Here is a 22,044-nt window from a genome sequence, read left to right on the forward strand (position 1 = left end):
TCCCGTGCCGGTGACGGTCGACGAGGTCCGGGCGCCGGTGCCGGGATACCTCGGTCGGGTCCTGGACGCGCAGGCGACCGCAGTGGGGACGTGCTTCCAGGTCGCCCCGGATCAGGGGAACTGGCTGCTGGCCGGCCTCCTGCGGCGCCCGGACGTCCCCGCGCGGATCGTGCGGTGCTCCGCCGCCGCCGCGCTGGACTGGCTGGACAGCCGGTCGCCGCGGACGCAGACGCGGCTGGTCGACGACCTGCTGTGCGCCCTGCTCCTGCGGGACGACCTCGGTCCGGAGCAGCAGGCCCGCACGTTCGACCGCGCCATGACGGTATCGGCCGCCCACGTCACCGCCCGGCCGACCAGCAGAGTGCTGCGCATCCTGCTGGTCCACCCCGCACTCGACGCCGCCCGCAGGGCACTCGTGGCCGGGATGGCGCTCCGCTGGCTCGACGTTCAAGGGGCGCACCTGCGCCTGGTGCTGCCCCTGCTCGACACCCCCGGCCTTACCCCGCAGCAGGCGACGGCCGCGGCGGACCACGCCCTGAACCGGCTGGAACGCGACAGCACCGACAGCCGGGCGCACCGACTCGTCGGACGGCTGACACACCTCCCCGACCTCACCGACACCCAGCGGGCGAGGCTCCGGGCCGCGCTGCCGCCCTCCTGGGGGGACTGCGCCTAGGGCTTCACACCGTCCCCGGTCCGTGAGGAGAGGGCGTTTCCGAGAGCCACCCGGGAGGGGAACGACCGGCTTCCCCACGGCGGTTACTCCGCCGCGTTCGAGCAGCCCTCGCTGTTCACCCAGGAGGTCAGTAATCTCCCGCCCGGCCCGCGCCGCCGTCCCTGCCCGGCCCGGCGCGGCCGCGCGCCCCGGACCCGCCTTGGTATCCAGACACCTCGCGATCACGCCATGCCCTTGGCCCTGCCGAGGTGAGCCTTCACATCCTGCTCGGCGTGCCTGGCAGGCGCCTCGTCCCCGGCTTTGTTGTGATGTTCCGCCGCGCTCACCGAATCTGTCGCCGCGTCCAACTGTCGCTTGATCTCCCTGGCGTGGCTCGCTCCACGGCAGTCCATTTGCGCTGAACCAATCTCCGCCTGCGTCCTCCGGTTGTACCTTGCGGCTGCATCCGTGTCAGGTCGTTGACCGTCGGCTGCCAGGGCCTTCTCGTTGAGAGCGATGGCGGTTCGGATCCTGGAGCGGCAGACGGAATCGGCAGCGCGGGACGGTGTGGCCGCGTCCCATGGCGTCACTACCGGCGCGTGGCCCTCGTCCAGCGGTGTCGCCACCGGCATGGCTTCGTCCAGCGAAGCCGCGACGGGAGTATGGCCTTCGTCTGCCGCAGCCGATGCGGCACCGCCACCTACGATGACGATGGCGACACCGATGGAGTACAGGAGCTTCTGTGCGTGTGTCATGGTCACCCTTCTTCGAGCGCGGCGGCATGACTCGGCGTCACGGTACAGCGCCGAAAGTACATACCGAGGTCACCAACAGGCTGACGGACGACCGGAACGGGTGTCGTTAGCGCTGAGTCGTCAGTGACTTGGAGATGCGTCTACAGATGCCGAACAGCCGGCGCCAGTCGCGGTAATCGCTGGGCGGCCTGAATCCGCCACCGATGTGCGAAGCCGCTGGTCGAGCCCACGGATAGGACTCCGGGCCCATCGCGGGGCGCGGCGGCCGGGCCGGGAGCAGCGACCCGGCCCGAGTACGTCCGGTACGAGGGACGGGGCCCGGGCGGGGCTCCGGCGAACCGACCGGTTGCGATGGTGCGCCGGGCCCCGCTACGGGCCGCTAGGAGTTGGTGATCGCCTCGCCCTGGACGTCGGAGATCAGCGCGCCGCACACGCCCTGGACGTCGGAGGAGAAGGTGAGGTTGTAGCGGCTGCGTGTGGCCCTGAAGGTGAGTTCCTTGGGCTGCCAGTTGCCGATCCTGCCGAGAGTGGTGAACACCTCTTCGGCTGCCCCCTCGACCGACACGTCGTAGGACTGCGGGGGCTCGTTCACGCACACTGGGTGGGTGTTGCGGGTGTGGTACCAGCTCAGGTGCACCGTCTTGCCAGGGGTGGTTCGAATGACCTGGGTGATAGCGCCGCGGGAGCCGCCGTTGAGGTCGACGGCCTGGTCGTAGAAGCCGGCCAGTTGGGTGCTGTAGACGTCGACGGTGCCCTCGGCCACCCTCCACTCGGGGATGCCGGGGGTGGTGTATGGCGCGAAGGTGGCGAGGCCGTAGGCGGGCACGAAGGGGGCTTCGAACTCGCCGTTCCTGACGATGTCGTCGGCGGCGCCGGCAGGGGATGCCGGCAGGGAGAAGGCGAGCAGGGCAGCGGCGAGCAGAGCGCCGCGAGCGACACGCTTCATGAGGTCTCCTGTTTCCGGGGTACGGGCAGTCCGCGGCGTACGACGCACCGGGCTGCGGAGGGGCCAAGCACAGTCGACAGGGCCCACCCGGCATCACACGCGGCGGCGGGTGGACGCCCGGACTACCGAGGCAGCCACAGCCTGGGACGCGGCGGCGCCGGTTGGCGGCGGCGCCGGCCTATGAGCAGCACTGCGACCGTCAGCAGACGGCCCGCACCGGGCGAGCGGTATTCGCTCATCGTCATCTGCGGCCTCCTCTCCACCACGCGGAATATTACACGCCGTGCAGCATTGGTGACGCAAAGTGATATGATCTGGTGAAACAGCCTCTCTTGCCGTGCCACCTGCGCCTTCATGAGCCCGTCCTCTGCGCGGACCAGGATGCCCTCGTCGAGCAAGCCCGCGACGGTTGCTACCAGACGCACACCGTCGCCTACGCCCAGGAGCAGGGTCAGATCGGGTTCCTGCTCAAGTAGTTCGGCAGCGCGAAGGCCGTCGCGGCGGAGATCGGCGTCACCCCCGACTCCACCACGCCCCCGACAGCGGCCGCGGCGAGTTCGGCTGTTCCCATGACACCCCCGAATGACACGGACACCAGACAACTACCCCTGGTGCCGCATCATGTCATCAGGACGCCAAGATTCCCCCAACTTGTCGGTGACGACTGGAAGTTGGCGCCGACACCTGCCGCAGGCTGGCTGTGGGCAGCATGCGCGAGCACGCCCAGGCCGTCGCCCGCGCCCTGTGCACCCGGTAGGAGGGGATCGCCGCATGTCCGCGTCCGCGGCCACCCGGCGCGCGTACCGTGAGGGGAGGACCCGCCGGGAGGACCAGACGAGCGCGCAGCCCGACCACGTCCTCCTCGCGCCGCACGCCCCCGCGCCCGGGGCGCCGGCCGAACTCCTCGCCCAGCTGCGCGCCGGCCGGGCGGACCGGTGGGCGCCGGCGTTCGAGCGCGAGCGGGCGGCCGCCGGCGGCTCGGGTGAGCGCAACGCCGTACGTGGTCCGCGTCCTGGCGTGCACGTACCAGCATTCCGAGAACCGGTCACACCAGCACTTTGACCTGCGATTCCAAGTTGGCGGAGGCTCAGCAGGTGACGGAGAGCCGGCCGACGGCCGCGTAGCGGACGTCCTCGTCCTCGGCCTGGTCGCTTCCGGAGCCGACGCTCGCCGAGCTCACCTCGGATCCCGTGTTCCTTCAGGATCACGCCGCCGGACCCAACGTACGGCCAGGGTTGCCTGCCGCCGCCCGTCGCTCAGGTCTGACACCGAAGTGCGTCAGAGGGTTCGGGCCGCAGCGGCGTCGCGGAGGAGTGTGGCGAAGGTCAGGGCGGCGGGGGTGGGCGAGTGGTCGGCCATGCGAACCAGGAGGATGCGGCGGATGGGGGCCGGCGCCTGGAGGGGAAGGACGCTGACGCCGGGTCGAATGCCCTCCAGGGCCAGGGTGGGGGCGAGGGCGACGCCGATGCCGGCGGCGACCATGGCCTGGGCTTCCTGGTAGTCGTGGGCCTCGTAGACGATGTGGGGCTCGAAGCCGGCGGCGCGGCAGCCGCGGACGAGGGCTTCGGCCACCGGATGATGTTCGGCGCGGGTGATCCAGGGGTCGTGGGCGAAGTCGGCGAGTGAGGCGGTGCCGCGGTCGGCGAGTGGATGGTGGTCGCTGACGAGAAGGGCCGGCGGGTCATCGAGGAGCGGGGTGACGACGATGTCCTCCCGGTCGATTCGGCTCCAGTCGTAGTCCCACATCAGCGACAGCTCGATCTCCCGGTTCCCCAGCATGGTCCACAGCCCGGCGATGCGGGCGCTGCGGACGGTCAGCCGTACGTCGGGGTGGGCGTCACGGAAGGCGATCACGGCCTGCGGGAGGAGCGAGGCGCCGACCGTGGGGAAGGTGCCGATGCGCAGGATGCCCGTACGCAGGCCGGCGAAGTCGGCGAGTTCGTTTTCCGCGGCCCGCAGTTCGCGTTCGATCCGGTGCCCTCGTTCGGCCAGTGCCCGGCCGGCGTCGGTGAGGGTGACGCCTCGGGCGTGGCGTTCGAGCAGGGGCTGGCCTGCCTCCGTTTCCAGGCGGCTGATCTGCTGCGATACCGCTGACGGGGTGTAGTTGAGGGCGCGGGCTGTCGCGGTCACCGAACCGCGCCGGGCGACCTCCGTGAACAGCAGGATTCGCCGGACGTCGAGCATGCCGCCACCTCCAGCGTTCACTCCAGCTTAATAGCCATGCAGATTTCCGAGATTGTACTTCACGCAGCCGTAACCCACCGTGGAGGACACCACGCACGGCGAGGCCGTCGGTGGGCCCCCTTCCATGGCTGTGAGGAGTCAGTTGTGCTGCGTCTGCAGGGCGAGATGATCCGCGGAGGAACCAGCAAGTGCTGGATCTTCGACCACCACGACGTGGCCGCCACGGGCGTGGACGTCGATGCCCTCCTGCTTGCCGCCTTCAACGCCGCCGACCCCCGCCAGATCGACGGCGTCGGCGGTGCCTCCTCCACCACATCCAAGGCCGCCGTCGTACAGGCGTCGACCCAGCCGGGTGTGGATGTCGAGTACGCCTTCGCACAGGTCGGGATCGGCGACGAGCGCGTGGAGTGGGCCAGCAACTGCGGCAACTGCGCCACTGCCGTGGCCTTGTACGCCGTCCACCACGATCTCGTGCCGATCACGTCGGACACCACCACGGTCCGCATGCTCAACGTCAACACCGGGGCCCGCCTCGCCGGCACGATCCCCACCCCCGCGGGCGTGGCCCCGGAAGAGGGCACGGCCAGGGTGCCGGGCACCTCGGCGCCGGGTGTGCCGGTCCTGCTCGGGTTCCAGGATCCGGCGGGCTCGACGACCGGCCGGGCACTGCCGACCGGCCGGGCACTGGATGAGCTGACCGGCCCGGACGGTCCCGTCGAGGCGTCCCTGGTGGACGCCGGCGCGCCCGCCGCGCTGTTCGAGGCCAAGGCGTTCGGCCTCGAGGGCACGGAATCCCTCACCGCGTTCGCCGCCGCAGTACCCGCGCTGACGCTGCTGCGCCGCCAGGCAGCGCTGGCCATGGGGCTGGCCCGCGAGGACGATCCGGTCAGCCACACGGTGCCGAAGGCGGGCATCGTCGCCCGACCCGCGCTCTATCGCACCGCACAGGGGATCCTCGTCAACCACGACGAGTACGACCTGGCCGTGCGCATGGTCTCCATGCACGCCCCGCACCCGGCGATCGGCCTGACCTCCGCCGTCGCCCTGGCCACGGCCGCCGCCACCCCCGGCACCCTCGCGCACCGCGTCGCCCGGCAGACCGCCGACGGCACGCTGCGCCTGGGCACCCCCGCCGGCGTGGTCACCACCCGAGCCGTTCCCGCACCGGACGGCGCGTCCCCCACGGTGCTCCTGCACCGCGCCGCCCGGCGTATCGCCCGAGCCGAACTCCTTGTCCCCGTCCTGGAAGGACGCCCCGCATGAGCCGCAACGACGCCGCCCCGGGTACCGTCACCGCACCACCGGGCCGCATCCGCCGGATGCTGTCCCATCTCTACGTCCAGTGCCTGATTGCCGTCCTTCTCGGCGCCGTCGTGGGCGGGCTGTGGCCGTCCTTCAGCGCTGACCTGAAGCCGCTCGGCGACGGCTTCATCGCGCTGGTGAAGATGTTCATCGCGCCGATCATCTTCTGCACGGTCGTCCACGGCATCGCCTCCATGGGCAACGCCCGCGCGGTCGGCCGGGTGAGCCTGAAGGCTCTGGTCTACTTCGAGGTGCTGACCACCGTGGCCATGGTGGTCGGGCTGGTCGTCGTCAACGTCGTCCAGCCGGGCAGCGGTCTGCACGTCGATGTTTCGGCCCTGTCCGACAAGGGCCTGCCGCCGGAGGCGACCACGGCCCACGAGGGTTTCGCCGATTTCCTCCTGGCCATCATCCCGGCCACCCTGCTCAGCGCCCTGACCGGCAACGAGATCCTGCCGGTGCTGCTGGTGTCGGTGCTCATCGGCTTCGGCCTGCACGCCAGCGGGGAGGCCGGCCTGGGCATCGCCCGGGGCATCGAGAAGTTCTCCACGGTCCTGTTCACGCTCATCCGCTGGATCATGCGGCTCGCCCCCGTCGGCGCGTTCGGCTCGATGGCCTTCACCATCGGCCACTACGGCCTGGGCACCCTGCGTCACCTGGCCCTGCTGGTCGGCTCGTTCTGGCTGACCTCCCTCTTCTTCGTCCTGGTCGTCCTCGGTACCGTGATGCGCCTGAACGGACTACGGCTGCTGCCCTTCCTGCGTTACATCAAGGAAGAGCTGCTGATCGTCCTGGGCACTTCCTCCACCGAGCCCGTCCTGCCGCGCATGATGGCCAAGCTCCAGCACGTGGGCGCCTCGAAACCGGTCGTCGGCATCACGCTGCCCGCCGGATACTCCTTCAACCTCGACGGCACGGCCATCTACCTGACCATGGGATCGGTCTTCCTCGCCCAGGCCCTCGGCATCGACCTCAGCCTCACCCAGCAGCTGGCCATGCTCGCCGTCATGCTGCTCACCTCCAAGGGCGCCGCAGGCGTCACCGGCTCCGGCTTCATCGCCCTGGCCGCGACTCTCAGCGCCGTCCCACACGTCCCGGTCGCCGCCCTCGCGCTGATATTCGGCGTCGACCGGTTCATGTCCGAAGCCCGCGCCCTGACCAGCCTGGTCGGCAACGGCGTCGCCACCCTGGCCGTCGCCCGCTGGGAGGGCGAGCTCGACGAGGACCGCGCCAAGGCCGTCCTGCGCGGAGAGATCCCCTACGCCCCCGCCCCCGCTCCCTCCACGGTGACAGCCGAGCCCGCTCCGAAGCAGACGCCCGCACCCGCGGCGATGCCCGGACCGACCCGCGACCCGGTCCCCGCCGCAAACTGACATCGCGTGCGCGGGCCGGCCCGGAGAAGATGCTCCGGGCCGGCCCGCCCGCGTCTCAACAGGACGTCGTACTCGCCGTCCGGGCTGATCAGGAACGTCTGGCCCTCCGGTACGCCCAGTCTTCCCACCGCTGATCAAGTCCGGCGAACGCCGCGCTGAAGTCCGTCGTACGGACGGCTACCTCGCTCACGCCGGGAATCCGCGGATCCCTGATCACCGAAACGGCAGACGATGTGGGCCACCCGGACCTTCCTCGGCGACCTGCTCCGCGGCCATCCGAAGATCCGCTCCCGGTGGCGCAAGCTGCCGCCCGGGCAGATCGCCGCGATCGTCCTCGCGGTTCTCCGCCATGACCAGCGGCTTGCCGACCTGGCAGGCGGCAACCACATCTCCGCCACGACGGTGCGTCCTTGGGGCCCGGAACTGATCGAACTGCTTGCCGCACGGGTCCAGCGCCTGGAGCGCGCGCTGAAGAAGTCAGCCGAACGGGTGGCCACACCGTCCTGATCGACGGCACACTGATCCGCACCCGGCGCCGCACCTGGTGCCGCCGCCGCGTCAAGCTCCTCCGCAGGGGCCTGCTGCCCGCTGGCCCGGACGTGTGGCTCCCTCGGCCGCGCCAGCGCCTCGACCTGCCCGAGGAGGCCGCAGCCCGTTTTCGGTGGCTCGGTCATCCAGTCCGCCCAGATGCCGGGCCTGCTGTGAGCGGAGGGGCTCAGCGCAGCCGTCGCGCACGCAGCACCAAGTCGTCGGTATGGTGCGCGCCGGCGCCGCCGTCGGGTGCCACGCGTGGGCGCTGCTCGTTCACCTCCACCTTCCAGTCGTCGGTGAGCAGGGCGGCGACCATCGAGGGCCAGACGTAGTCAGCCGGGTCGAAGCCGCTGTCGTGCGCCTGCTGCGTGTCCATCCCCGAGTGGTGTACGAGCAGCAGCACACCGCCGGGCGCGACGGCCGCGAGCAGCGCTCGCTCGGCTGCGGCGTCGGGGGTGCGCAGCAGGGCTGGATACTGCGCGGAGACCAGGTCGAAGGAGGCCGGCGGGAGTGCCGCTTCCGTCAGCGCGGCGTGTACCCAGCGAACGCCGACGCCTGCGTCCCGTGCGTGCCCGGCCGCCCGCTCCAGCGCCACGCCCGAGACCTCGAGCGCGGTCACGTCCCAGCCGCCGCGCGCGAGCCAGACGGCGTCCGCGCCCTCGCCGCAGCCGACGTCGAGCACCCGCCCGGGCGTGAGCCCGGCGACCTCGGCCACGAGCGCACCGTTGGGCCGGCCGCTCCACAGCTGTTGTCGGTCGGCGTATCGGTTGTCCCACTCTGCCCGCACCGCGGGGTCTCCGACGTATCCGTCGCCAGGAAAGGAAGTGTCAGACGCGGGCGATCCCGCTGCGATGTTGTCGGTCACGGGCCCAACGTCACCCATCGTGGCCCGGTCAAGCCACTCCTGTTGCCGCTCCGGCAAAACGGCGTCCAAAGGGCGAGGAAGAGCCGGGCGTAGGCGCGCTGGACGTCACCCTGCTGGCCTTGGATCGCCCAGCTCGCCTCGTCCAGGCGCGGCAGGAACATGCTCGGCGAAGACTCAGTCCGAACGCGCGCCGGCCCCGACCAGAGGTATCTGGCCGGGGCCGCCACATGCACGGGCCGAACGTCGGGCCCGTGGAAGTCAGTTCGCGTCGGTGCTCCGGCCCACCAACTGGGTGAGTGGCTTGACGATCTGAGCAGGACCGTGTGACGTCCCACCCATTGGCGCGGACATGCGGCGAGAGGCGTTCGGAGGTGAGCGCGATCGACCCGGGTCAACGCCCCTGATGCCGACGCGCATCGAAGCGGAGCAGTACCCGTGCCACACGCCACACCGAGGCAAACGCCGCTAGCACGACTCCCGTCACGAGCAGGCATTTCCCCGCAGGCTCGGAGGTACCCACGACCAGTGCCGGGATCAGTAGCACGCCGAACACGGCTGCGGCAAGGACAGCAGCCGTCACCAGGGCGAACACGATCTCCACCGTCATCGCGTCCTTCTCCCACCGCGACTCCCGCCCCATATCCATGCTGCGAGTTTCACACAGACCGTGAGACTCACGTAGTCGAAAACCCGCGCTGCTCAACTCCTCGCCGGTCTCGTCACTGTCGAGCTTGAGCACGTCGGGTCGCGCACTGTACGCACGGAAGCGCGTCTCGTAGCTCGCCGACGGGGTGGAGCAGTCCGCGTTCCCAAGGTTCCGCCGGAATTCGATCGTTATCCAGCGCTCGGTGCCACGGCCAATGCGTCAATCTCGACCCGGAAATCGGGGTTGACCAGGCCGGCGACCCTCACCAAGGAGCAGGCGGGCGGGTGTTCTGCGTCCTGGTACTCGTCTCGCACTTTGCGGAACGCGCCAAGATCGCCCAGATCGGTCAGGTAGACCGTCAATTTGACTACGTGCTCCAGGCCGGAGCCCGCTGCCTCCAGTGCGGTGGTCAGATTCGCGTAGACCTGCCGAACCTGGGTCTCAGCGTCCTCTTTACCAACCAGATTGCCGTCGCCGTCCACCGGAACCTGACCTGAGACGGCGACCATCGCTCCGGTGAAGGCGACCGCGTGGCTGTAGCCATTGACGGGCGGTGAACCGTTGGGACGTATGAAGTGCTCCATGGCGCCGATCATGCCACGACCGGAAATCGGCTCCTACTGACACAGGGGGCGCCGATCAGGTTAGACCCAGGCACTCACGGATAAGGCGGCGTCTTGGTCATTTTCTCCACCGACATCACCGACCGCCTCGGCCAAGCTGCGGATATCCAGGCCGCCGGCCGGCAGGAAGTGCGGCAACCGGTTGTGCACGGTGCCGGAGGCCGAGCGGGGTTCTCTCGCCCATGTACTCCGCAGCCCTGCGCGACAAGTCCGTACGGACCGGCCTTCGGTCAGGGGCAGGTGGATCAGCCCGCGGCCGGATCGCTTGCTCCTCGTCAAAGGGCGTGGCGTCACCTTCGGGCAGGTTGCGGAAGGCGTCCGACGAACTGGAGGACGCCGGAACCGTTGCCGGCCTGCTGGGCGGAGTGGGCGGACGTATCTCACCACCGCGTATGGCGGAACAGGGCGGAGCGGTCAGCCGCCGACGAGGTCACGAGTCAATTGACCGATGCCGCCGCCGGGGAGGCGGGCGACCCTGGGAAGGCGAGAGCCCCTGTGCGCCGGTACACCGGCCAGGGGGCGCTCACCGTAGTGGCATTCGGAGGAAGGCGAGCTGTCGTGGTCGTTTCGCGGGACGTGGAGGATGTCGACCTGCTGGTGGTCGGCGGAGGCAAGGCGGGCAAGACGCTGGCCATGGACACCGCTCGTGCGGGACAGCGCGTGGTGATGGTGGAGCGGGGCATGATCGGCGGCACGTGTATCAACGTCGCGTGCATTCCCACCAAGTCGCTGGTCACCAGCGCGCGGCTGCTGCGCAGGGCGGCGACCGCGGAGGCCCTGGGGCTGCGGCTCGGCCAGGCCGAAGTGGACTTGGAACTGCTTCGCTCCCACAAGGAGGACGTCGTCTCGGGCATGGTGGAGGTGAACCGTCGCCAGTTCATCGACAGCGGCATGGACCTGGTCCTGGGGACGGCTCGCTTCATCGCCGAACGTACGGTCGAGATCGCGCTCAACGACGGTGGCCGGCGTGTCGTACGGGGCAAGGACGTGGTGATCAACACGGGCACCGTCCCGCGGATCGCCCCCGTCCCGGGGTTGGCCACCGCCAAGCCGCTCACCAGCGAGTCCATCATGGACCTGCACCACATCCCGGACCGCCTGGTGGTGATCGGCGGTGGGTACGTCGGCCTCGAGTTCGCCCAGATGTTCGCCGCTTTCGGCAGCCGGGTCACCGTCCTGGAGAGTGGGCCGCGCCTGCTGCCCCGGGAGGACTCCGACGTGGCCGAGGCGCTCCTCGGTTACCTGCGCGAGGACGGCGTGGAACTGGTCACCGGCTCGGCGGCGAAGGAGGTCGTCCGCGAGGGCGGGACGGTATCGGTCCTCCTGGAGGACGGCCGCAGGCTGGAGGCCGACGATCTGCTGGCCGCCACCGGGAGGGCTCCGGTCACCGGGGAACTCGGCCTCGACGCGGCGGGCGTCCGCACCGACGAGAACGGTTTCGTCCAGGTCGACGACCGGCTCGCGACGAGTGCTCCGCGCACCTGGGCGGTGGGCGACGTGGCGGGCAGCCCCCAGTTCACCCACGTCTCCCTGGACGACTACCGGATCGTCAAGGCCAATATCGCGGGCGGCGACCGGAGCACGAACGGGCGCCTCGTTCCCTGGAACCTCTTCACAGACCCCGAGCTGGCCCGGGTGGGGCTCACCGAGGACCAGGCCCGGGCGGCGGGACACAACGTGCGGATCGCCAAGCTGCCCGTCATGGCCATTCCCAGGGCCCGGACCCTGCGGGACACACGAGGGCTGTGGAAGGCCGTCGTCGACCGTGACAGCGAGCAGATCCTCGGCGTGGCCCTGCTCGGGCCCGAGGCCGCGGAAGTGGTCACGGTGGTGCAGACGGCCATGCTGGCGGGCCTGCCTTACACGGCCCTCCGTGACGGCATGATCGCGCATCCCACGATGGCCGAGGGACTGAACGCGTTGTTCACGGCCTGGGTGGACTGAGGACCCCCGGACAGGGACTGGGTGAGGGGCCCCGGACAGGGACTGGGTCAGGGTAGCTGGACAGGGGACTGGGGAAGGTGCTGGGCGCGCCGGAAGTGATCGCCGATGTTTCCTGTGGCCGGCGGCGGCGCTCGCCTGGATCGTGACGCTCGTCCGGTACGCAGTCGCGGGCCCGCGCCCGCGCGCCGTCGCCGGGGACCTGCGGCATCTCGCCGGCAACGCCCGGCGGGTGATCACCGAGGGGCGGCCGGGTACCGTGCACGAGGTCCTGCTCGGCACCATGGCGGCGCTGCTCCTGCCCCATCTCTTCCTGATCCCCCGGAGCGGTGTCGTTCACCGCGCGGCACATGGCCGTGTGCCGCGCGGTGCCAGGCACCTGAGGCTCTCTAACGCGGCGGACGGGTTATTACGCCGTAATCACCCGTCCGCAGCACCTGCTTCCGCGGCCGTTCCCGTGCCGGGTGCGCGGAAGAGCCGTCCGGGCTGCCCGGTGCGGACCACACCGGCGCTCTCGTCCCGCCGCCAGTCGGCCAGGGCACGGCGGAGCCGGCGCAGTGCGTCGCGGTCCGCCTGCGGGTCCGGTGCCGTGTCCCCGGCGGGGAGCTGCCGCAGCAGTACGGTGCCGCGTTCCCCGGATTCCACGTGCAGCCGCGCGAAGCGGGTGCCCGGTGGGAACACCACCACGTCCGGATCGCCGGCCCCGAGCAGCGCCGGGCAGCGGCCGTCGGCCGACAGGATCACCACGTCGGTGTCGCCCGGCTGGCCGGGCCTTCCCGACATGGTGGTGGCACACCAGTCGCCGTCCGTCAGCGTGCTCCGCGCCCGGTACCAGGCCAGGCCCGTTTCCGGCAGTGACACCCGTACCGTCACCGGGCCCCGGAAGGCGGGCAGTCTGCGCAGTCCCGAGACAAGCCGTCGCCGCAGTTCCCGCTCGAGCCCCCCCGGCCCCCGGCCGGCCCCGCTGTCCGGCGCCGTTTCCGGCCCGGTGGTCATGTGGCCGCCCCGCAGCAGGTACAGGCGCAGCGCCGCCAGCTCCGCCACGGGGTCACCGGCCGCACGTGTATCGAGCGCGGACGCCCGCTGTCGTATCAGCGCCTCGACGAACGACGTGCACTCCTCGTACCGGGCCCCGAACGCGCCGCGCAGCCAGTCGTCCAGTGTCGGCCGTACCGTGACGGCGCCCCCCGGCCGGCCCGTACCGTCCCTCTCGGCCGCCGTCTTCCTCCGCTCGCTCTGTTCCGGAAGCCGGGCCGCCCGGCGGACAGCCGTTCCGGAAGCGGGTGTGCCGTGCGCGGGGCCGGTCACCGGTCGGGCAGGCGGGCCGCTGGTTGCGGACGGCGGCGCGGAGTCCTGGGGCAGGGGTGCCCGGGGAGCGGTCCGCACCTGGACGGGGACTCCGTGTGCCGCGAAGACCTGTTGTGCGATCTCCTTGGCGAGCCGGCGGAAGGCCGGGAGCCGACTGGTATCACTGGTGTCGTAGAGCACCAGTTCGGCCGATCGATCCACGGGAAGGAAGCGCGGCCCGTCCCCGGCCGGCTCCTGTGGGCCGCGGACCCACAGACCGCAGCGCAGCACCTCCAGCACGGTGTCCGGGTCCCGCTGGTAGACGCCGGGGCGCAGCATCGGCAGGCCCTCGACGGGCCAGCGGTGGCCCGTCACCATGGGGTCCCGATCTCTCGCCGCGTCCTGCGGCGGGAACCGGACGAGTTCGTGTGTCATCAGTGGCCGGCCGAGTGATCCGTCGCCGCCGACCGTCATCACCGGGTCGTCGATGGGCTCCCGGGGCGTGGGGCTGACGGGCAGCCCGTTGTACGACCGCACGGTGCCCCCGACCGCGGCGGCCAGTGCCGCGTCGAACGCGGTGCCCGGTGGCAGCGCGACCGGTCCGAAGCAGCAGAACCAGGTGGCGGAGCGCAGGTGACCGGGCAGCGCCTGCCACAGGCGGGCCACGTCGGCCAGCGGAACGGCGGTGTCGCCGGGCAGACCGAGGACGACCGTGACCGCGTCCGGCCTGCTCCTCAGACGTGTCGTCACCAGCGTCCGGTGGTCGGGCGGGACGGGGGCGGGTCCCGCCGGGCGGAGCCACAGTCCGGCGGGTATGGGCTCGGCCTGGCTCCACGGCGAGACGGCGACGGGCCCGTCCGACAGGTCGTCCTCCCAGGAGGGACGCGGGAAGCGCCGTCCTGCCGGCGATTCGTCCCCGGCAGGGGTGTACCTCGTCCAGCCCGGTCCCCGGTCGGGACCGACGAAGAGGGCACCCTGGGCCGTGGGCCGGGGGCGGGCGGTCGTCGTCACCACCACGCGTCCGGAACGGGCCGCCAGCCACTTCCCCGCCCGTGCGACTCCGCCGGGGGGCGTCCGTCCGAAGAGCAGCCGGAGCTCCGACCGGCCGGGCGGCAGTGCGCGGAGGATGCCGGGCAGGAAGTCCGGGGACGGTTCTTTCGGAGTGTCGACGACGACCAGGGTGCCTTCGGGGTCGCGGGCCAGTCCCGCCGCGTACATCCAGGAACGCTGGTCGAGAGCGTCCATGGGGTGGATCAGCCAGGCGTTTCCGGCGCGCCGGGCGGTCAGGTGCGGAACGCCGCGCCGGGGACCGGTGCGGGGGAGCGGTGCCGTCATGGGCGTGCCGGGTGCTGTCCGCGGCGCGTGCGCCTGCCGGGTGCGGTCCCCGCGGGACCCGGTGCGGTGCCGGGCGTCCGGCTCAATGCCCGGTACCCGTCTGCCAGAGGACCACTCCGTCCTGCCGGATCTGCACGTTGCCGTCGGCGCCCACCACCAGGACCGCGCCCGGGTGACCGTCGGTGCGCGAGGACCACCGGACCGCGCCCTGCGCGGTGTAGACCGCCAGGTTGCCGTCGTCCTGGAAGACGGCGCGCAGGCCGCTGCCCGAGGTGTGGGAGGCCCACCGGACGGCGCCGTGCTCGTCGGTGACGACGAAGTTCCCCCCGGCCGTCATGGCCAGGGTGGCCTTGCCCGAGGACACCGAGTCGCCGGGGCCCAGCACGGTGGTCGCCCGGACCACGTACGGCTTCGGTGTCGTGGCGGGGCCGGGGGCCGGTGCAGCCGGCGATCCGGAGGGCGGCCGCGCGGGCGCGGTGGTGTGCGAGGGCGCTTCGGACGGGTGCGTGGGGGACGCGGTCGCCGATGGATCCGCGGACGGGGTGCCGGTGGGGCCGGTGGTCGGGGAGGCGGTGGACGAGGAGGGGGAGGGGGAAGACGAGGGGGAGGAGGAAGGGGCCGTGTGGGATTCCGGTGAGGCGGCCGGTGCTGTGGCCGGGTCGAGCGGCACCATGGGCGCCGCGCTCACCTCGTCGGGCGGGGCCGGACGGGTGCTCAGTACGGCGACCGTCGCGATGAGCCCCGCACCGGCGAAGGTGGTGACGATCGCGGTCCGCCGGCGTCTGCGGGCGGGCCGCGACTCCGCGCGGCCCCGGCCGGACCTTCCAGGACGGGGTGCGGGGTGGATCAGGACGTCCGGTTCCTCGCCCGTACCGGGCGGTGGTCCGGTACGGGACGGTCCGGCGGTGTCGCTCAGGCCGGGCTCCGGAGCCGGTGCGGTGTCCGCCGTTGCCCGCGCCTGTCCGGCGGGACCGGTGGTGCGGGCCGGCGCGGACGCCTGCTCGGCGGGGTCGCCGACGTGCCCGGGCGCCTGCCCGGCGGGGTCGGCGATGTGCGCGGGCGCCTGCCCGGAGGGCCCCGGGTCGTCGAGCCAGGGCAGTTCCTCCGCCCACAGGGCAGGTTCGTCCGCCGTTCGCGCAGCGGCAGGGTGCTCCTCGGGGAACGCCGACTGGGAGCGCTGACCGGTCCGCGGTGCCTGGTTGCCGTTCACTGACCCCACTTCACCATCGCTGTGTTGTGCTGCCCGGCATCCCGGGACCACCATCCAGCCACCCGCACATACGTGTTCGGGAGCCGCGGTACGTACGACTCACATGTGGCGATGCCCGGAACATGACGGGTCGCAATCGAGACACGTGTGAGCGCAGGCGCAGGCTAGCACAGGTGCTCGAAGTGTGAAGGAATCCGTACGGTAGCCGTTTGACGTTTAAGACGACCGGTCATATTGTGGAGGTCCGCGCAATCGATCCCGGCACCGCGATGGTCGGGCGAAGGAGAACACGGCCATGTTCGACCGCATTCCGGTGGCCATCGAATCGAACCGCTCCGGGAGAGGGGCCCTGCGCACGGCCGGTGCGCCGGCCCGGTCCACGGGGGCCGCGGTGCGTGTCCCGTACGTCGTACCGTCCGCGGTCGCGGGAGACACGGTGGTGCGCCTCGAGGACGACGCGGAGGGCGCGGCCGTCCTGCGGGAGGCCTTCGACTTACCGAACGTCGAGGGCACCGGGGCCGATGGGTGGCCGGTGCGCCCTGACCGAGATGGTGCCCTCCGCGATCTCCGCGGTCTCCGCGATCTCCGCGATCTCCGCGATCTCCGCGGTCTCCGCGGTCTCCGCGGTCTCCGCGGTCTCCGCGATCTTCGAGGGCGCCGAGGGCTTCGAGGAGCCGGGCGCGAACCGACGGGGAACCAGGGCTGACGGACGGCCGCGGGAGTGCCCTGCGGGGCCGGAGCGGAGTCCTGGAGGACGTACCGGTCCGGCTCCGCGTCGCCGTCCTCCGCCGCCGCCGGCGAGCGGCTTGGGGGAAGCGGTCCTCGGCAAGGCCAGTCACTCGACCTATGCACCTCCGTGCCGGCCCGTACAGGGTGGGAAGCGCCACGATCACCCGCCTGCCGCTGGAGGCGCCGATGACCAGGTCCGGCCGGACTGACACTGACCGCTCACTCTCCCTCTCCCGTTCCTCACCGGCTCCGTACGTTCCCGGCGGCGCCGGAGCGATGGCCCGGCGCCCCGGACCCGGTGCCCACTTCCGGGGGCGGACGCGATGGTGAACCCGCGCTTCCTGTGGAACACCCGTCGCCGTCCGGCCTGCCGCTCCGAGGACCCCGAGCTGTTCTTCCCCGTCGGCGACAGCGGACCCGCCCTGGTGCTCATCGCCAAGGCCAAGGCGGTCTGCGGCCGCTGTCCGCTCCAGCGCGAGTGCCGGGAGTGGGCCGTCGGCAACGGGGAGAGCGCCGGGGTGTGGGGCGGCCTCACCGAGGAGGAGCGGCGTGCCCTGAGCCGCCGCGCGACCGTGACGGGCGGACACGGCACGGCACCCCCCGCGCCTCCCGATGCCGGGTGAGACCGGCCCGCGACAGCGGGACTCCCGGGGCCACCCAGGGACTTCGGGGGCCGGCCCGTGCCCGCGGCGCCCGGCACAGCCCTCTCCCGGCCTTCCGCCGGAGGTACCGCCAGGCCGCGTCGCCGACCACCCGAGGACGCCCGGCGCGGAGTCCGGCAGACAGCAACTCCCTACGGAACGAGTCGAGGAAACGCACACATGGAACAGCAGGAGCCGCGCGACCACGGGACGGGTTCCCCGCAATTCTCATCAGAGCTCCTCACCACACTCCACCACCTCACCGCACCACAGGAGGAGGGGACCGTGGTGTGCCGGTTCCGCTATGCCGCGGCGGAGCCCCTCTGTGTCCACATGCATCTGCTGCTGCCCTCGGGCCAGGGCATGAGCTGGGTCATCGGCCGGGACCTGCTCCTGGCCGGCACGGAGGGGTTGAGCGGTGAGGGCGACGTCAAGGTCTGGCCCTCACGAAGCCGGCAGGGATCACCATCGCTCTACCTGCACTTCCAGCGCCTGGACGCGAGTGCGACCTTCGTCGCCGACCTGACGGAGATACGGCAGTGGCTGGAGCACACGTACACGGCCGTTCCGGCCGGCACCGAGAGCCTCCTCACGGACTGGGACGACCTGGCCGCCGGCCTGCTGCGGCCACCCGCCTGAGAGTGTGCCGCCGTCCGGCGGCCTACTTTCGCCGTCCCACGATGCAGCACGCTCCATGGTTCAATTCGCGCCGCAGGTGTACCCGTCGAGGGCACCGAATGTGCGCGAAGGACTCCCGGAACGTCCTGTCGTACCCCTGCGCGTGTCCGAACGGGCAGTATGGGGGTCCGCGGGTAGTGGATGACTCGCGCGGAGGGGAACGCCGCGACTGCCGTCGGTCGTTCCCCTCCACCCCGCCCGTCGCGGCGGCACACCGCAACGCACATCCGGGCGGTCCGCCGCCCCCTCCCGGTCCCGGCGCACACATGTCCGGAAGGGCACGCGTGTGCCCTCAACCCGCTTCCGCATCCGCCCGCCCGCGCCGGAGCGTGTCACCCGGTTTCCGTTCGTCCCTCAGCGGCCGCCCGTTCCCCTGAGTACGATTGCGCAGGTCATCCACATACCTAGGGAGAACGGGCTGTGCCCAGCAAGTCAGCCAGCGCCACGGTGCGGTCGAGGTACATGGAACAGGCCGCGACGGACCTGGAACGGAACCGTCGCGCGCAGCAGGAACTGGCCCGTCGGCTCGACGCTCTGCGGGAGGAGGAGACTCTGCTGAGGAGCATCCTCGACCTGGCCGAGCATGCCGCGGCCGTGCCCGAGCAGGCACAGGAGGAGAGCGCGCCCCGGCCGTCCAGCGCACCCTCGCGCAGCGCTCCGGAGCCGCTCGCCCGCGGACAGCGCCGGGACACCGCCGCCTCGCGGCCAGGGCGGGGCCGCGAGGCCCGGCAGCCGGCCGGCCGACGCCCCCTGCTCCGGGACCTTCTGCTGGACCTGCTCAAGGGGCATGTGGAGCCGGTCCCGGCGCACGAGCTGCGGGAGGAGCTCCTGCGGGCACATCCGGACCGCGTGCCCACTCCCCAGGTGGTGCGGAACACGTTGGAAGGGCTTGTCGCCAAGGGACTCATCCGGCGTCACAAGCAGAACAGGTCGGTCCTGTACACCGTTGTGGCGGCAGGGGACGACGCCGGTACGGACGCCGCCGCACCCGGTACCGACTGAGACCGGCGGTCGTACGCGGGACCGTGCCGGGCGACGGCGGCGGTGCCGGACACCCGTCGGCATCCCGGCACCGCACGCCACCGCCCACGCGCCCTCCGCGGATCCCGTGCGCCGGCCGTCGTCGCGGCTCCGCGGCCACGTCCGCGACACCTGGCGGCCCGGCCGATTGCGCGGTGGCGGCACCCGTGCGCCGACGGCCGGACGCCCTTCCCGGCACGGCCATGGCTTTCAGGCGTGCCATGACTTCCCGGCGCGGCTCCGGCCCCGGCGCGGTTGTGGGTCGGGCGCGGCTTCGGCCCCGGCATGGCTGTGGGTCGGGCGCGGCTCCGGCCCCGGCATGGCTGTGGGTCGGGCGCGGCTTCGGTCGGCATGGCTGTGGGTCGGGCGCGGCTTCGGCCCCGGCATGGCTGTGGCCCAGTCCGTGTGACAGCCCCTCGTCTCAGGGGTGCGGCCGCGGGCCGACACCGAGCCCGGGCCTGCCCGCGGCGCCGGGGCCGCCGCTTACGGTCAAATGGCCGATGGCTGGACCTCCCGGCCACGTCAGACTCGGCGCACATCCCCCGCACCGCCGAGGAAGCCGAATGTACGTCGACACCCCCAACCGGACGATCCGAGCAGCCAACGGCATCACGTACGCCTATCGTCGCTGCGGTCCCTCCAACGCCCCGCCGCTCCTGCTGTTGCAGCACTTCCGCGGCACTCTGGACAGCTGGGACCCGGCACTCGTCGACGCCCTGGCCGCCGAACGCGATGTCATCGCACTCGACAACGCCGGAGTGGCACTCAGTACCGGGCAGGTGTGCCGTTCCGTCCGGGACCTGGCCGTCGACACCCTGGCCTTCATGACCGCCCTCGACCTGCGCCGGGTCGACCTGCTGGGCCACTCGATGGGTGGCTTCACCGCCCAGGAGCTGGCCCTGCTCCGGCCTCGGGCGGTCCGCAGGCTCGTCCTCGCCGCCACCGCCCCCCGAGGGGCGCCGGGAGTGCACGGGTACACCGAGGACGTGCTGGCGCACGCCGACTTCGAGCCGCTCGGTGCCGAGGACTACCTCTTCACCTTCTTCCGGCACACGGAGACGAGCCAGCGCAGCGGGCTGGAGTTCCTCGGCCGGTACATAGAGCGCGAGCACGACCGTGACGTGCCGGTCGACGAGGCGGCCCGGGACGCCCAGTACGACGCCGTGCTCGAGTGGGGTATACCGGACCACACCGCCCTCCAGCGGCTCAAGGGCATCCGGCAGCCGGTGTTCGTGGCGGGCGGCGATCACGACATCGTGGTTCCCCCGCGTGTCTTCCACCTCCTGGGCGGCCTCCTGCCGGACGCGCGGGTGAAGATCTACCCGGACGCCGGACACGGCTTCCTCTTCCAGCACCATCGGCAGTTCGCGCGGGACGTGCTCGCTTTCCTGTCCTGAGCGCTCCTGCTCTTCGCTGTTGCCGGCAGCACGCGCGGGCGTCCGACCACGGGACGGACGGGCCCGGGCTCGCGACGGCCCGGCAGCAACCCCGTCCGCCTCCGTGGCGGACGGCTCCCTGGAACCCATAACGAGAAAGAGGTAACCGTCATGCGGATCACGATCGCCGGAGGACACGGTCAGATCGCTCTCCGGCTCGAACGTCTGCTGTCGGCACGTGGCGACGAGGCCGTCGGGCTCGTCCGCCGGCCGGAGCAGACCGAGGACGTACGGGCCGCGGGCGCCCGGCCCGTGGTGTGCGACCTGGAGTCGGCGTCGGTGCAGCAGGTGGCGGATCACCTGGCGGGCGCGGACGCGGTGGTCTTCGCCGCGGGTGCCGGACCCAGCAGCGGCGCGGCGCGCAAGGACACCGTCGACCGGGCGGCGGCCGTACTCCTGGCGGACGCCGCGGAGACGGCGGGGGTGCGCCGCTTCCTGATGATCTCCGGCAAGGGTGTGGGCGACGAACCCCCGCGGGGCACCGACCCGGTCTTCGCCGCTTACCTCGAGGCCAAGGCCCTGGCCGACGCGGACCTGCGCTCACGGGCGGCGCTGGACTGGACGATCCTGCGGCCGGGACGGCTGACGGATGAACCGGGAACCGGGCGTGTCGCCCTCGCGGCGACGACGGCGCCGGGCGACGTGACCCGTGACGACGTCGCGGCGGTCCTGCTGGCGCTGCTCGACGAGCCGGGCACGGCCGGACTGACGCTGGAACTGACCGGCGGGGACGTCCCGGTGGCCGCCGCGGTGAGGGCGGCGGCGGCTCGCTGACGCCGCCCGCCCCTCTCGGGGGCAGGCCCTGGCGTCTGCCGACGGGGGAGTCGGGAACGCCTCGCTCCGGACCGTGCCGTGCGGGACCGCGGAGGTGGGCGGTGGCGAGCCGGCACCGGCGCCCTCCCGGCCGCACCGGCGCCCTCCCGGCCGCTCCGGCGCCCTCCCGGCCGCTCCGGCTGGTGCCGGGGTCCGGCGGTGAGGCCACCGCGAGGACCGCCCGTCCCGCCCTCGGGCCCGCCCCGCCCTCGGGCCCGCCCCGCCCTCGCGCCCGTCCCGCCCTCGGGGCCGTCCCGCCCTCGCGCCCGTCTCCGGCGGCCGCGAGGAACGGCTTGCCGTCGTCGGCCGGCTCGCCCGGTGACTGCCGTGCCGGACCGTAAGTCAAACGACGGATTCCGCCCGACACGCCCGTTCGAAGAATGAGGGTGAAGACCCCGGCCACCGTGACGCGAGCCGGAGGGGGACCCCAGGGCCCTCCGCGGCGCGGGAGTGCCGCCGGGTGACGACGCCGCACGAGGACCACGGAGGAAGCACGCAGCCATGATCATCACCAGTTCGCTGCCGGAGCAGGACCGCGAGGTCACCGGGACCGCCCTACAGGAGACCCTGGTCGACCTGCTGGACCTGTCCCTGGTGGCCAAGCAGGCCCACTGGAACCTGTACGGGGCCCGTTTCCGCACCATCCACCAGCAGCTCGACGAGGTCGTCGCCACCGCGCGCGACTACGCAGACCAGGTCGCCGAGCGGGCGGCCGCGCTGGGCATCAGCCCCGACGGGCGAGCCGCCACGGTCGCGTCCGGCAGCGGACTGCCCGCATTCCAGTCCGGCTGGATCGGCGACGGCGCGGCCGTGGAGGCCCTGGTCGTGTCGTTCTCCGCGCTCATCGGCCGGCTGCGCGAGCGTGTCGAGACCACCGGGCGGTCGGACGTCGTGACCCAGGACCTGCTGATCGGGCTGACCGCCGAGCTGGAGAAGCAGAGCTGGATGTTCCAGGCGGAGAACCGCGGCTGAGCCGCGGGTCGGCGCCGCCCCGGCCCGCCCGCACCCGGGCGGCACCGTCCGGGAAGACCGCCGAGGGCCCGGGCGTCCCGGCGGATAGCACGGTGGCACGGC

21 protein-coding genes are annotated in these 22,044 nt (G+C 72.1%); 13 read left to right on the forward strand and 8 right to left on the reverse strand.

Annotated features, from left to right (window positions below; genetic code table 11):
• Positions 1-10: 10 nt before the first annotated feature.
• Complete coding sequence (locus IF37_RS0119790; RefSeq protein WP_158727360.1) at positions 11-676, forward strand: hypothetical protein; 666 nt, start codon at positions 11-13, stop codon at positions 674-676.
• Positions 677-897: 221 nt separating this feature from the next.
• Here the strand turns inward: IF37_RS0119790 and IF37_RS44505 are convergent, their stop codons facing one another.
• Both IF37_RS44505 and IF37_RS0119800 read right to left on the reverse strand, forming a co-directional pair.
• Complete coding sequence (locus IF37_RS44505) at positions 898-1,410, reverse strand: hypothetical protein (RefSeq protein ID WP_158727361.1); 513 nt, start codon at positions 1,408-1,410, stop codon at positions 898-900.
• Between the two features lie 379 nt (positions 1,411-1,789).
• Complete coding sequence (locus IF37_RS0119800; RefSeq protein WP_030744171.1) at positions 1,790-2,356, reverse strand: DUF642 domain-containing protein; 567 nt, start codon at positions 2,354-2,356, stop codon at positions 1,790-1,792.
• Positions 2,357-2,673: 317 nt separating this feature from the next.
• On the opposite strand from IF37_RS0119800, the gene IF37_RS44510 reads away from it, so the two are divergent.
• Both IF37_RS44510 and IF37_RS42285 read left to right on the forward strand, forming a co-directional pair.
• Complete coding sequence (locus tag IF37_RS44510) at positions 2,674-2,832, forward strand: hypothetical protein (RefSeq protein ID WP_158727362.1); 159 nt, start codon at positions 2,674-2,676, stop codon at positions 2,830-2,832.
• Between the two features lie 295 nt (positions 2,833-3,127).
• Positions 3,128-3,418, forward strand: coding sequence for a hypothetical protein (locus tag IF37_RS42285; protein ID WP_253915807.1), 291 nt, complete (start codon positions 3,128-3,130; stop codon positions 3,416-3,418).
• Between the two features lie 216 nt (positions 3,419-3,634).
• Here IF37_RS42285 and IF37_RS0119815 read toward each other — a convergent pair whose 3' ends face one another.
• Positions 3,635-4,540 (reverse strand): LysR family transcriptional regulator, encoded by a 906-nt coding sequence (locus IF37_RS0119815; RefSeq protein ID WP_030744173.1) that lies wholly within the window; start codon positions 4,538-4,540, stop codon positions 3,635-3,637.
• Between the two features lie 144 nt (positions 4,541-4,684).
• Between IF37_RS0119815 and IF37_RS0119820 the strand changes: the two genes are divergently transcribed.
• The 3 genes from IF37_RS0119820 (at position 4,685) to IF37_RS39545 (ending at position 7,722) form a co-directional block, all read left to right on the forward strand.
• Positions 4,685-5,803: a PrpF domain-containing protein gene (locus tag IF37_RS0119820; RefSeq protein ID WP_030744175.1), complete on the forward strand. Its 1,119-nt coding sequence runs from the start codon at positions 4,685-4,687 to the stop codon at positions 5,801-5,803.
• Positions 5,800-7,215: a C4-dicarboxylate transporter DctA gene (gene dctA / locus IF37_RS0119825; protein WP_030744176.1), complete on the forward strand. Its 1,416-nt coding sequence runs from the start codon at positions 5,800-5,802 to the stop codon at positions 7,213-7,215. Before IF37_RS0119820 ends, dctA begins: the two co-directional genes overlap by 4 nt.
• 231 nt (positions 7,216-7,446) lie before the next feature.
• Positions 7,447-7,722 (forward strand): hypothetical protein, encoded by a 276-nt coding sequence (locus IF37_RS39545; RefSeq protein ID WP_216725847.1) that lies wholly within the window; start codon positions 7,447-7,449, stop codon positions 7,720-7,722.
• A 208-nt stretch (positions 7,723-7,930) separates the two neighbouring features.
• On the opposite strand, the gene IF37_RS0119835 is transcribed toward IF37_RS39545, so the two are convergent.
• The 3 genes from IF37_RS0119835 to IF37_RS0119850 all read right to left on the reverse strand — a co-directional run bounded on the left by IF37_RS0119835 (position 7,931) and on the right by IF37_RS0119850 (position 9,853).
• Positions 7,931-8,611 (reverse strand): bifunctional 2-polyprenyl-6-hydroxyphenol methylase/3-demethylubiquinol 3-O-methyltransferase UbiG, encoded by a 681-nt coding sequence (locus IF37_RS0119835; protein ID WP_030744178.1) that lies wholly within the window; start codon positions 8,609-8,611, stop codon positions 7,931-7,933.
• Between the two features lie 391 nt (positions 8,612-9,002).
• Complete coding sequence (locus IF37_RS0119845) at positions 9,003-9,350, reverse strand: DUF6332 family protein (protein WP_367647098.1); 348 nt, start codon at positions 9,348-9,350, stop codon at positions 9,003-9,005.
• Positions 9,351-9,445: 95 nt separating this feature from the next.
• Positions 9,446-9,853 carry a RidA family protein gene (locus tag IF37_RS0119850; RefSeq protein WP_253915808.1) on the reverse strand — a complete coding sequence of 136 codons (408 nt, stop codon included), beginning with the start codon at positions 9,851-9,853 and terminating at the stop codon, positions 9,446-9,448.
• A 585-nt stretch (positions 9,854-10,438) separates the two neighbouring features.
• Here IF37_RS0119850 and IF37_RS0119855 point away from each other — a divergent pair.
• Entirely contained in the window at positions 10,439-11,824 is a 1,386-nt protein-coding gene (locus IF37_RS0119855; protein ID WP_030744185.1) for an NAD(P)/FAD-dependent oxidoreductase, read from the forward strand.
• Between the two features lie 417 nt (positions 11,825-12,241).
• On the opposite strand, the gene IF37_RS0119860 is transcribed toward IF37_RS0119855, so the two are convergent.
• Together IF37_RS0119860 and IF37_RS44515 are read right to left on the reverse strand one after the other, a co-directional pair.
• The gene (locus IF37_RS0119860) at positions 12,242-14,443 is read right to left on the reverse strand and encodes a hypothetical protein (RefSeq protein ID WP_030744187.1); all 2,202 of its coding nucleotides are present in this window, start codon (positions 14,441-14,443) and stop codon (positions 12,242-12,244) included.
• Positions 14,444-14,525: 82 nt separating this feature from the next.
• The gene (locus tag IF37_RS44515) at positions 14,526-15,653 is read right to left on the reverse strand and encodes a hypothetical protein (protein WP_030744189.1); all 1,128 of its coding nucleotides are present in this window, start codon (positions 15,651-15,653) and stop codon (positions 14,526-14,528) included.
• Between the two features lie 1,052 nt (positions 15,654-16,705).
• On the opposite strand from IF37_RS44515, the gene IF37_RS0119875 reads away from it, so the two are divergent.
• The 6 genes from IF37_RS0119875 to IF37_RS0119900 all read left to right on the forward strand — a co-directional run bounded on the left by IF37_RS0119875 (position 16,706) and on the right by IF37_RS0119900 (position 21,942).
• The gene (locus IF37_RS0119875; RefSeq protein ID WP_052845273.1) at positions 16,706-17,005 is read left to right on the forward strand and encodes a WhiB family transcriptional regulator; all 300 of its coding nucleotides are present in this window, start codon (positions 16,706-16,708) and stop codon (positions 17,003-17,005) included.
• 198 nt (positions 17,006-17,203) lie between these two features.
• Complete coding sequence (locus tag IF37_RS0119880; RefSeq protein ID WP_030744197.1) at positions 17,204-17,662, forward strand: SsgA family sporulation/cell division regulator; 459 nt, start codon at positions 17,204-17,206, stop codon at positions 17,660-17,662.
• A gap of 459 nt (positions 17,663-18,121) precedes the next feature.
• The gene (locus tag IF37_RS39555) at positions 18,122-18,703 is read left to right on the forward strand and encodes a hypothetical protein (protein ID WP_030744199.1); all 582 of its coding nucleotides are present in this window, start codon (positions 18,122-18,124) and stop codon (positions 18,701-18,703) included.
• 581 nt (positions 18,704-19,284) lie between these two features.
• Positions 19,285-20,118: an alpha/beta fold hydrolase gene (locus IF37_RS0119890; protein WP_030744202.1), complete on the forward strand. Its 834-nt coding sequence runs from the start codon at positions 19,285-19,287 to the stop codon at positions 20,116-20,118.
• Between the two features lie 150 nt (positions 20,119-20,268).
• Positions 20,269-20,931: an SDR family oxidoreductase gene (locus IF37_RS0119895; protein WP_030744205.1), complete on the forward strand. Its 663-nt coding sequence runs from the start codon at positions 20,269-20,271 to the stop codon at positions 20,929-20,931.
• Positions 20,932-21,471: 540 nt separating this feature from the next.
• Positions 21,472-21,942 (forward strand): Dps family protein, encoded by a 471-nt coding sequence (locus tag IF37_RS0119900; protein ID WP_030744208.1) that lies wholly within the window; start codon positions 21,472-21,474, stop codon positions 21,940-21,942.
• Positions 21,943-22,044: the final 102 nt, after the last annotated feature.

Origin of the sequence: Streptomyces sp. NRRL S-31, assembly GCF_000718775.1 — a bacterium.
Classification (GTDB): Bacteria; Actinomycetota; Actinomycetes; order Streptomycetales; family Streptomycetaceae; genus Streptomyces.